Origin of the sequence: Phaeobacter sp. HF9A, assembly GCF_011806385.1 — a bacterium.
Classification (GTDB): Bacteria; Pseudomonadota; Alphaproteobacteria; order Rhodobacterales; family Rhodobacteraceae; genus Epibacterium.
Genome location: NZ_JAATOX010000070.1, coordinates 1 through 10,581, shown reverse-complemented (window position 1 = coordinate 10,581; position 10,581 = coordinate 1). Strand labels below are relative to the sequence as shown.

Below are 10,581 nucleotides of genomic sequence, written 5' to 3'. Positions count from 1 at the left end.
ATCCTGGCTGCCCTCTGCATCGGACCCCGCGACGATCGCCGCTGGATAGACGATCGGCGGGTGCAGGTCTTCCGGGATCAACAGCGCGACAGAGACCCGGGAGTCGGCCTGCGCATCGGTTTGATAGACGATCCCATAGGGCGCCGCCCCCGCCGCCACCAGCGCAAGTGCCGCGCGCACATTCTCGCTCTGGGCCAGATGGGGGGCGAGCGCGGGCCAGACCCCGGCCCCCTCCAGCGCGGCCTTGCCATAGATCCCGGCGGGCACCGCGTTGGTCTGCGCCATCGCCAGCCGCCGCGTCCCAAGTGCGCCCGGCAGATCCGTCAGGCGCTCTATGGGCGCGCCCTGCGCCGCGCCGGGGCCACTGGCCACCACCAGCCGGTTGCGCCAAAGGTCCCGGCGGCTGTCCGCGCGGATCAGGCCTTGCTCCGCCAGCCAGGCCAGCCAGGCTTCATTCGCCGAAAGAAACACATCCGCGGGCGCGCCGAGGGAGATCTGCCGCGCCATCGCCGACGAGCCCCCATAAGAGAGTTTCACCGCTTGGCCGGTCTCCTGTTCATAGAGCGCGGCAGCCTGATCCAGCGCGGTTTTCAGGCTGGCCGCGGCAAAGACCCGCAAGGGCGCGGCGGCGCCGGGACGCGGCGACAAAAGCGCCAGCATCGCCGCCAGAAGCACGATCTCCGGGGCCAGCCGCGCAAAAAATCTGCCTGTCATCTGTCCCGACCATCCTGCCTGTGCCTCGACACAAACTAAGAAGCTGCACGCGCGGGTGCAAGCCATGCTGGCCGACCCTCGGCTCAGCCGTGCAGCAAATCCGCGCCCGACATCGCCCTCAGGTCGCGCCCGCGCAGATAGGGCAGTGCAGAAGGACCATAAAGGCGCGTACACAGGGGCCGCGCCTTGGCCGGGTCCGTTTCTGCCAGAATCGCCGCAAGCCCGGGGAACAGGCTGAAAAGCTCCGCCCGTGCCGCTGGGTCAAAACTTGCCAGCGCCTGCGGGCCGGGAAACAGGCTCTCGCTCTCGGCGCCATTGGCCAGGATGATGGCATGGCGCGGCAACAGCAGATGATGATATGTCACCTGCCGCTTGCCAAAGGCGCGGCGCACCCGCCCATCGGCGTGGTCCAACAGATGGGTGGCGCGCACCAACCCGCGATCCCGCACCACCATCCCGTGCTGCGCCGAAACCAGGAGATCGCCGCGATTGCCAAGCGCCCCGTTGCGGATCAGGATCGGGCGCAGCTCCGGTCGCTGGCGCAGCTCTTCCTCGCTCAGCGCGCGACGCCCATGCCATAGCAGCGGCTGCGGCCCGGCGTTCACGGTGGCGATCAGATCGCCCTCGCGCAGCGTTTCAATCGGCCGTTCGCCGGAGGGGGTCATGATCCGCGTGCCCGACAGGAAACAGGGAATACCCATGGCATAGAGCTGCGCCGGGCTGCTGACCGCGGCAGGGGAAATCCCCTGAAGAACGAGCGTCTCGCCATTGGGAAAGGTGAACAGCGCATTGCCGGAGCCATCGTCGCGGACCATCACATCGCTGGTCGTCACCGGATCACCGGATGCATTGGTCAGGTCCGAAACGTCAAACTGATCGTTGGTAAACCCGTCATCATCATCATCGCCGAGGTCAAAATCGGTGATCAGCGCCGAGCCGTGACCGTCGGAAACCACCAGCGTGTCCTCGCCGGCACCGGAGGTGAGCGTATCATCCCCGCTGCCGCCGATGATCACATCGGCGCCGCTGCCACCGATGATGCTATCGGCCCCCGCATCGCCATCCAGCACCAGCCCGCTGCCATCCGCGGACGCATCAATGCTGTCGCTGAAATCGCCACCGATGATCCCTTCGATATCGTCGAAGGTGACCATATTGGTCCCGTCCGTCGCGGTGCCGTCTTCCCAATCGGTGAAGGTGACCGTTACGCCAGAATTGGCACCCACGAAATCGAGCACGTCATAGTCGGCGCCGGTGGTCGCGGTGCCGGAGCCAAAAACGGTGTCACTGCCCCAATTGCCAAAGAAGCGGAAGGTATCCGCATCGGCGCCGCCGGTGACCTGATCATCGCCGCTGTCGTCGCGCAGGCGAAAGGTGTCATGCCCCTCGCCGCCATCCATGGTGTCACTGCCCATCTCGTCGACGATCAGGTCATCGCCGCTGCCGGCGTCTACGAAATCATCGCCGCCGCCCGTATAGATGGTATCATTGCCCGCGCCGGCATAGATGGTGTCATCATAGACATAGGCATCTTCGACACTGGCTTCATCGTCGATGAGATCATTGCCATCGCCGCCGACAACATAATCGCCATCCGCCTGCGTGGCGCCGCCGGGGCCGTAATAGATCGTATCATTGCCAGTGCCGGCAACAACGACATCGGCGCCGCTCCCGGATTGCAGCAGGTTGTTCCCCTCGCTGCTCCAGATCGTATCGGCGCCGGATCCGGTCGTGACCGTATCATCACCCGCCATCGCGTCGATCTCGACACCAGCGGTATCCGCCGACGCATCTACCACATCGGCATTGTCGGTCAGCACAAAGGATTCGATATTGCTGAAGGTCCCGGAGCCCGAAAAGCTGTAGCTGCCCGCGCCATCGCCCGTGAATGTCAGATTGGCGCCATCGCTCGACAGATCATTGACGAAATAGAGGGTATCCCACCCCGTACCGCCGTCGATTGTCGCGTCGCCGTCGCTTTCATAGACCCAGATGCTGTCGTTGCCACCCTCGGCATAAAGCAGATCCGAGCCCGCACCGCCGTGAATTTGGTCATCGCCCTCGCCGGCATAGACGGTGTCATCCCCCGCCCCGGCACCGACAATATCATCCCCGGCGCCGGTTCTCAGCTCATCGGCGTAATCCCCGCCGGGAGGGAAATTCGGATCATCCGGGTCGTATTGTTGGGTCTGGATCGCGCCATATTCCGGCGCGGTGCCGGGATCCACCGCATAGGTGGAGGTCACCTCATAGGTGACACCCGGGAAAATATAGCTGTCAGAGACATAGCCCGTCGGAACACCATCAACCAGCACCTCATAGACCGTGATCGTCTGCGCGCCGCTGTCCAGAACATAGGCGGTGCCAAGGGTGGTATTGCCGGAATCAACCGGGTTGCCATAGGCGTCGGTGACGGTGCCGCTCTGGGTATCGCTGTTGTCAAAACGGCTGTCATCATCGGTGATCTGATAGTTCAGCGCGTCGTCGGATACGTCCCAGGTCGCATCCAGATTGACCAGCGACCCGGTGCCAATTGCGCCGCCGCCCTGATTGATCAGCGCCGCAGTCGAAAAGCCATTTAGGGTATAATTTGCCATTGCTTGTCCTGGATCGGCGCGACGATGCATTCACCACGATCAGAGAGACAAGCAGCTGACAGTCACGCCATCCGCCCCCCTCGCATCACGGGTTCGGACAGGTGTATGTGAAATTACTTAAGGTCCAATAAAGGCAGGCACGCGGCAAATCCGGGACATTTTACATAATACACAACCGCAGGGCCCCGGGCGAAGATCCGCCAGAACCCTGTGATTGTAATCTTACGTTAGGGCAAGTGCGGCGCCCGGTCGCGCCGCTCCTGAAACGCTCATTCGGTCGTCAGACAGGCCACATAGGCGGCGCCGACGTCCTGCAATAATTCCTCATAAAAATTAGGGCCGGGAGCGATTTTTGTGCCCAGCGGATCAATCACCAGCGCCTTCACGTCCATGCCCTCTGTCACCGCCTGGACAAGCCCGGCGTTGAACTGCGGCTCGGAGAAGGCGCAGGAGATACCCGCCTCGGCGACCGCATCGCGCAGCGCCGCAATTCGGGCCACGCTGGGGTCGGATGCATCCCCCAGAGAGATCGCGCCCAGGGACCGCACCCCAAAGCTAGTTTCGAAATATTGATAGGCGTCATGGAAAACGACAAAGCGCCCCTGCCCCGGCTGCAACTGTTTTGCCAGCGCCTGCACGACGTGGTCAATTTCCACCTGCCCGGCCAGCGCGTTGCTCTGGTAGATCTCTGCATGGTCCGGGTCGATCCGCGACAGCTCCTCTGCGATCAGCGCCAGCCAGAGCTTGCCGTTTTCCGGCGACAGCCAGGCATGCGGATCGACGCCGTGGTGATCGTGATCATGATGTCCGGCATCCGCGTGATCATGTCCCTCATGATCGTGCCCTTCATGTGCCGCATGGTCATGGCCATCGTGATCCTCATGAGCCTCATGGTCCTCGTGGCCGTGGTCGCCATGGTCATGGTCTGCATGGTCATGGTCATGGTCTGCATGCGCGTCATGATCATGATCGTGATCGTGATCCTCATGCGCCGCATGGTCATGATCGTCATGGCCATCTTCATGGTCCTCTGCGCCAAACACGGCCTCCTGCCGGAACATCAGCCGTTTCGTGCCCGGGGCGTCCAGCAAGGCGGTGACGCTGGCCTGCCCCGCCAACTGCGAGATCGAGTCCTCCAGCCAGGGTTCCAGCGCATCACCGATCCAGAACACCGCATCCGCCGAGGACAGCGCCCGCGCATCCGAGGGCCGCAGGCTGTAGCCATGCGGAGAGGAGCCCGGCGGCACCAGCACATCCGGCTCCGCGACCCCTTCCATCACCCGCGCCACCAGACCCTGGATTGGCGCGATATCGGTGACAACCCGGGGCGCTTCCGCCAGCACAGGCGCTGCAAGGCTGCTCAGGATCGCCGCCGAAAGGACAGAACGAATGGACATATCAGGCTCCTACGTGATGCGTTATATCATAACTCTTGTGCTGCTTGATAATTGTCATGTTGTAACATATCAATGGCAAAAATGACCGGCTCAAGGGAATCCCATGGACAGCATCGGCTTTGCCAAACACGATCACAGCCACTGTATCGCGACAGGGCTGGACAAGGTCGATGCCTATTGCCGCGCCAACAAGCTGCAATTCACCGCCGTGCGCCGCCGGGTGCTGGAGATCCTGTTGCAGAACCACCGCGCGCTCGGCGCCTATGAGATCTTGGAATATCTGCGCAATGAGGGCCTCGGCTCGCAGCCGCCGGTGGCCTATCGCGCGCTGGATTTTCTGGTCACCCACGGCTTTGTGCACAAGATCGAGCGGCTCAACGCCTTTATCGCCTGCATGCATCCGGGCGAGACCCATACCCCCGTGTTTATGATCTGTCGCAACTGCGGCAACGTGGCGGAATCCCAGCGTGAACCGATGCAGGGCCAGCTCGGCGAGGCCGCCCGCGCCGCCGGATTCCTGATCGAACGCACCGTGGTCGAGGCAGAGGGCCTCTGCCCGAAATGCCAGGGAAGCGCCGCATGAGGCTGGTGACGCTGCAAGACGCCAGCATCCGCCACAGCGGCGCCCCGGTTCTGGAGCACGTCGATTTCCACATCGACAAGGGCGAGATCGTCACCATTCTCGGGCCCAATGGCTCCGGCAAATCGACCTTGCTGCGCAGCATCATCGGGGCGCTCTCGCTCAGCAGCGGCAGCCTGCACCGGGCGCCGGGGCTGCGCATCGGCTATGTGCCGCAGAAACTGCATATCGACCCGACCCTGCCGCTGACCGTGCGCCGCTTCCTCAGCCTGCCGACCCGCATCAGCGACAAGGAGGCCCGTGCCGCGCTGCAAGAGGCCGGGGTGCCTGATCTTGGCGCGCAACAGATGACCCAGCTCTCGGGCGGGCAGTTCCAGCGGGTGCTGCTGGCGCGCGCCCTGTTGCGCAACCCGGATCTGCTGATCCTCGACGAGGCGACGCAGGGGCTCGACCAGAACGGCTCCGCCGCCTTCTACGAGAAGATCGAATCCGTGCGCGCCCAGGTCGGCTGCGCGGTCTTGATGGTCAGCCATGAATTGCATGTGGTGATGGCCGCCTCCGACCGGGTGATCTGCCTCAACGGTCATATCTGCTGCGAAGGCGCTCCGGCGCATGTGGCCAGCGCCCCGGAGTATCGCGCCCTCTTTGGCAGCGGCACCCATGGCACGCTGGCGCTCTATCGGCACGAGCATGACCACAGCCATGATTGCGCCCACCCCGACAGCGACCACCAGCACGAGCACAGCCACTGATGACCCTTCTCGACGATTTCATGATCCGCGCGGCGCTGGCCGGGCTGGGTGTCGCCATTGCCGCCGCACCGCTGGGCTGTTTCGTGGTCTGGCGCCGCATGGCCTATTTCGGCGATGCCACCGCGCATGCCTCGATCCTCGGCGTCGCGCTGGCGCTGAGCTTTGATGTCTCGATCTTTGCCGGGGTGCTGGCGACCGCGCTGGTGATGGCCAGCACGATCTCCTTTCTCAGCGGCCGTGGCTATGCCATGGACACGCTGCTGGGCGTTCTGGCCCATAGCGCGCTGGCCTTCGGCCTGGTGGCGGTCTCCTTCCTGCATGGGGTGCGGGTGGATCTCATGGCTTATCTGTTTGGCGATATCCTGGCGGTGTCGCGCGGTGATCTGGCGGTGATCTGGACGGGCGCCGCGCTGATCCTGCCACTGTTATGGTGGCGCTGGTCCTCGCTCCTGACCGCCACGCTCAACCCCGAGCTGGCGCGCGCCTCGGGCATCGCGCCGCAGCGCGAACAGATGGTGCTGATCCCCGCCGCCACCGCGCGGGTGTTTTCCAACACGCCAGAGCGGATGGCGCTGCTTGCGGGCGTGGTCGGCTGTGCCTCGGTGCTGATTGGCATGTTCGTGTCCTTTCAGATGGACACGCCCACCGGGCCAACCATCGTCAGCGCCGGCACCGTGTTCTTTGTCTGCTCCAGCCTGTTGACGCTGATCGGCGCGGCGAGACGGCGCTAACCGTCGATCGCCTGCCGCTCGGCCCGATCCGCGTCCTCCTCCGCCTCCGCATTGACCCAGCCCTGCAAGGTCTCCAGCAGCGCCTTCTTGCGGATTGGCTTGCTCAGGAAATCATCCATGCCCACCGCGCGGCAGGCCTCCTCGTGGCTGCGCAGCGCATTGGCGGTCAGCGCGATGATCGGCGCTCGCCCCAGCCCGGTGTCGCGTTCAAAATCACGGATCTCGCGGGTCGCCTCCAGCCCGTCCATCACCGGCATCATCATATCCATCAGCACCAGATCCGGCTGCATCTTCTGGTACATATCCACCGCCTCCCTGCCGTTTGTCGCAATCTCGATCTGCACATTCTCGTTTTGCAGCATCCGCGACACCACCACCTGGTTGGTGCGGTTGTCCTCCGCCAGCAGCACCGTCAGCGCCTGCCCGCTGGGCAAATGACCATAGCGCTCGCGCGGCGCGCCGCTGTCGCGATGTTCCGCCAGACCCAGCGCCTGGGCAATCACGCTGCGCAACCGATCAGAGCGCGCCGGCTTCAGCACCTGCTGGCACATGCCGATATCGGCCAGCATCGTCGCCGACAGCGCCGGATCGACCGAGGACAGGAAGACGATCGGCAGCCGCGCGGTCTCCGGCTGCGCCCGCAGCCGTTGCGCCAGCTCATAGCCGCTGCGCTCCGGCATGTGGAAATCCAGAAAGGCCAGATCAAAAGAGCCGCCGCTGTCCCCCATTTCCGCCAGCCGCAAGAGCGACTCCTCCGCCGAACTCGCCTCGGTCACCGCCATCCCCCAGGACCGCAGCCGTTCGCCCAGGATCTTTCGGTTCAGCGCGATATCATCGACGATCAGCGCATGCAGACCCTGTAGCGGCTGCACCGACCGCGGCGCGACCGCGGCCTGCTCGCTATGCGGCAGCACCAGATCGATGAGGAACTCCGACCCCTCACCCTCGCGCGAGCGCACCTCGATGCCGCCTTTCATCATCTGCAACAGCCGTGTCGAGATCGCCAACCCGAGACCCGTGCCCTCAAAGCTGCGAGTGGCGGCGCCATCGGCCTGCTCAAAGGCGCGGAAGATATGATCCAGCTTTTCTTCCGGGATGCCGATGCCCGTATCGGTGACGCTGATCCGCAGGGCGGTCTCCGCCCCCTGCGGGGTTCCCGTCACATCAATATGCACCGCGCCCGAGGCGGTGAATTTCACCGCGTTGCCCACCACATTGGTCACGATCTGGCGGATCCGCCCGGCGTCGCCCTCATAGCATTCCCGCAGTTCGGGATCGAAGCGAAAGGTGAATTGCAGCTGCTTTTCCGCGGTTTTGGGGGCCAGCAGGGTGACCACATCCTCGACCACCAAACGCAGGTTGAAAGCCTCGCGGTGCAATTCCAGCTTGCCCGCCTCGATCTTGGAAAAGTTGAGGATATCATTGATGATCGTCAGCAGCGCATAGCCCGATTTGACGATCGTATCGGTGTACATTTCCTGATCAGCGGTCAGATCGGTTTCGCGCAGCACCTCCGCCATGCCGACGACGCCATTCATCGGGGTGCGGATCTCATGGCTCATGTTGGCCAGGAACTCCGACTTGGCGCGATTGGCGATCTCTGCCTGCTCCCGCGCGGCCACCAGGGCCTCTTCCCGCTCGTCGCGTTCCGCGAAACTGTCTTCCAGCACCGCGACGGATTCGTTCAACGCCTGGAATTCGCGACTGGCATACCAGGGCAGGCGGAAATCGGTGGTCTTTTCGCGCAGGACCGCATTGCTCATGCGGGCATGCACCACCTGAAGCGGGCTCAGCGCCAGGCGGAACACCAGATAAAGCGTCAGCAAGGACATCGCCACCACCGCAAGCACCGTCCAGGTGATGGTCTGGCGCACCTTGTCGGCCACGATCGCCTTGCCCTCCTTGGTGGACCATTGCACCACCATGGTGCCAAAGACAAAGCCCTCGAACTCCACCGGCCGATGATACATCACGAAATCCTGCGCCGCATCCGAGTCCGGGTTGGAGGCCTGGGCAATGACCTCGCCTTCGCTGCTTTCGATATGGATCGACAGGATCTTGGGATAGCGGGTGATCGCCTCGATCAGACCGGTTTCCAGCACCGGCACATCCTCGACGATGATCGCCTCCAGCATCAGCCCGCTCAGCAGCGATACGGTGAGGTTGGCCTGATCGCCCAGCTGCTCGCTGACGCGCTGCACCTCATAGCGGCGGGCGACACTGCCGACCGTCACCACCACCAAAAGCGCCGCCAGCGACATCGCCACGACGACCTGAGACAGGATCCCCCTGCTTTGCAGGAGGTTTCGCAACGGCAGTTTCAAAAGTCGCTGCTCCGTTGCATCCCATCGCGGACAAAATCATAATCCGCATCTGTTCCCGCGAGGAATCCATTCTTGGACACGCGTTTCACCACTTCTTCATTCTGTTCCGACAGCATCACCTGCCGCATTGCCTCCTGCACCCTAGCGTCTAGACCAGCGCGCGCAATCCAGGGTTTCGTAACATTGTCAAAAGATGCAAGTGCCCGGATTGGCACGCCTTTTTCAACCAGCTTCTTAAAGGTGCTCTCCTTTAGCGCCCCGGCAGAGAACTTCCCGGCCCCCACCGCCTCGCCGACCAGATCATGGCGGCCCAGATATTCAAAACCCTTCAGATCCTTCGACGAAATCCCCGCCTCCAGCAAAAAGGACTGCGACAGGTATCGGCCGATGGTAGACAGCTCATCGCCAAAGGCAAAGGACAAGCCGCGCAAATCAGACACCTGCGCGATCGTACTATCCCGATGCACCGCAATCACCCCTTTGAAGCGCTTATCACCGCCTTTTGACTCCATCGCGATGATTGAAATACCGGGGTTGCGCGCCTTGGCGTGCACATAGGAGGCCGGTCCAAACCGGGCAAAATCCACCTCACCCGCAACCAGCTCGCGGATGCTTTCCTCGTAATCCTTGGTGATCTTCATGCGAATGGTCACCCGCTCGCCGAGCCGGGCCTCCATCCGCTTTTCCAGAAAACTCAGGAACGGGCGATACTGCCGCACCGTTGCCGACGGCTTGTCCGCCGCATAAGATCCAAAGACCAACGCAATCTCTGCGCGCAAAGGCTGACCGGCGCCGAGACAAAGACCAAGCGTCAGCAACAAGACAGCAACCATCCAGCCCAGACCAGCGCTGCGCGGCTGCCCTGTTCCTCTGCCGACACGGGGCGGGCATCTTTCAGGCATCGAACTCTCCTCCTCGGTCTTCACCGTGGCAAGTATTGGCTCAACGCGGCATGAATCGGCGTACTTCTTCCCTAAGAAACGTCGAAAAACGCGTTGAAAAATAACAAAGAGTCACTCGCAAGAAGAGAAATTAACCATCTGGAAAGGAATACGACGTTTTCTTGACACGCCACCGCATGGGGAAGATCCCCAGTTTTCTCAGAAGGGTTACTCGTGACTACACCAAACTCAACATCTTGTATCACAGCATTTGTTAAAATTTGTTTTTGTTTAAGTGTAATTGCGATTTTTTTTCTGCTTGGCGCCCCCGCGGCCTATGCGATTCCCTCACCGGAGCTTGTGCTCGGCTCGGTCTCCTCGCTTTCGCAGATTCTCGCGGTGATTGTGGCCGCGCTCTCTGCTGCTGGCACGGTTCTGGCAACGCGGCTTGGCATGAAACCGGGGCAAAAGAGCCGCAGATATCCCGTCAAGCTGATTGGCGCGCTGGTCTGCCTCGTCGCCGCCCTGGCGCTGGCCAACCACTGGCAATGGCGCAGCCATAAAACCGAAGAGTTACAGCGCCTTCAGGCCACCCTGATCAGTTT

General features: G+C 62.5%; 9 protein-coding genes. 4 read left to right on the top strand and 5 right to left on the bottom strand.

The window, feature by feature from the left end:
- From modA to HCZ87_RS13070, 3 genes are all read right to left on the bottom strand, one after another.
- Positions 1 to 714: molybdate ABC transporter substrate-binding protein (modA, locus tag HCZ87_RS13080; RefSeq protein ID WP_167644326.1), on the bottom strand; the 714-nt coding region annotated here is incomplete at its 3' end.
- Between the two features lie 83 nt (positions 715 to 797).
- Positions 798 to 3,311 (bottom strand): Hint domain-containing protein, encoded by a 2,514-nt coding sequence (locus HCZ87_RS13075; protein ID WP_167644325.1) that lies wholly within the window; start codon positions 3,309 to 3,311, stop codon positions 798 to 800.
- 269 nt (positions 3,312 to 3,580) lie between these two features.
- Positions 3,581 to 4,708, bottom strand: coding sequence for a zinc ABC transporter substrate-binding protein (locus HCZ87_RS13070; RefSeq protein ID WP_167644324.1), 1,128 nt, complete (start codon positions 4,706 to 4,708; stop codon positions 3,581 to 3,583).
- Between the two features lie 103 nt (positions 4,709 to 4,811).
- On the opposite strand from HCZ87_RS13070, the gene HCZ87_RS13065 reads away from it, so the two are divergent.
- The 3 genes from HCZ87_RS13065 to HCZ87_RS13055 are packed head-to-tail and all read left to right on the top strand — an operon-like array spanning position 4,812 to position 6,771.
- Positions 4,812 to 5,291 carry a Fur family transcriptional regulator gene (locus HCZ87_RS13065; RefSeq protein WP_167644323.1) on the top strand — a complete coding sequence of 160 codons (480 nt, stop codon included), beginning with the start codon at positions 4,812 to 4,814 and terminating at the stop codon, positions 5,289 to 5,291.
- Positions 5,288 to 6,040, top strand: a complete 753-nt coding sequence (locus HCZ87_RS13060; protein WP_167644322.1) for a metal ABC transporter ATP-binding protein — start codon at positions 5,288 to 5,290, stop codon at positions 6,038 to 6,040. The genes HCZ87_RS13065 and HCZ87_RS13060 overlap by 4 nt, the downstream gene beginning before the upstream one ends.
- The gene (locus tag HCZ87_RS13055; RefSeq protein ID WP_167644321.1) at positions 6,040 to 6,771 is read left to right on the top strand and encodes a metal ABC transporter permease; all 732 of its coding nucleotides are present in this window, start codon (positions 6,040 to 6,042) and stop codon (positions 6,769 to 6,771) included. Before HCZ87_RS13060 ends, HCZ87_RS13055 begins: the two co-directional genes overlap by 1 nt.
- Here HCZ87_RS13055 and HCZ87_RS13050 read toward each other — a convergent pair.
- Both HCZ87_RS13050 and HCZ87_RS13045 read right to left on the bottom strand, forming a co-directional pair.
- Positions 6,768 to 9,095: a response regulator gene (locus HCZ87_RS13050; RefSeq protein ID WP_167644319.1), complete on the bottom strand. Its 2,328-nt coding sequence runs from the start codon at positions 9,093 to 9,095 to the stop codon at positions 6,768 to 6,770. The two genes, HCZ87_RS13055 and HCZ87_RS13050, sit on opposite strands and share 4 nt — an antisense overlap.
- Entirely contained in the window at positions 9,092 to 9,928 is an 837-nt protein-coding gene (locus tag HCZ87_RS13045) for a PhnD/SsuA/transferrin family substrate-binding protein (RefSeq protein WP_167644327.1), read from the bottom strand. Before HCZ87_RS13045 ends, HCZ87_RS13050 begins: the two co-directional genes overlap by 4 nt.
- 282 nt (positions 9,929 to 10,210) lie before the next feature.
- Between HCZ87_RS13045 and HCZ87_RS13040 the strand changes: the two genes are divergently transcribed.
- Positions 10,211 to 10,581: hypothetical protein (locus HCZ87_RS13040; protein ID WP_167644317.1), on the top strand; the 371-nt coding region annotated here is incomplete at its 3' end.

What these genes read in the sequence shown, in the direction of transcription:
- HCZ87_RS13045 (WP_167644327.1), bottom strand. Translation starts at nt 9,928, where the DNA reads ATGGTTGCTGTCTTGTTGCTGACGCTTGGTCTTTGTCTCGGCGCCGGT.
- HCZ87_RS13065 (WP_167644323.1), top strand. Translation starts at nt 4,812, where the DNA reads ATGGACAGCATCGGCTTTGCCAAACACGATCACAGCCACTGTATCGCG.
- HCZ87_RS13075 (WP_167644325.1), bottom strand. Translation starts at nt 3,311, where the DNA reads ATGGCAAATTATACCCTAAATGGCTTTTCGACTGCGGCGCTGATCAAT.
- HCZ87_RS13070 (WP_167644324.1), bottom strand. Translation starts at nt 4,708, where the DNA reads ATGTCCATTCGTTCTGTCCTTTCGGCGGCGATCCTGAGCAGCCTTGCA.
- HCZ87_RS13060 (WP_167644322.1), top strand. Translation starts at nt 5,288, where the DNA reads ATGAGGCTGGTGACGCTGCAAGACGCCAGCATCCGCCACAGCGGCGCC.
- HCZ87_RS13055 (WP_167644321.1), top strand. Translation starts at nt 6,040, where the DNA reads ATGACCCTTCTCGACGATTTCATGATCCGCGCGGCGCTGGCCGGGCTG.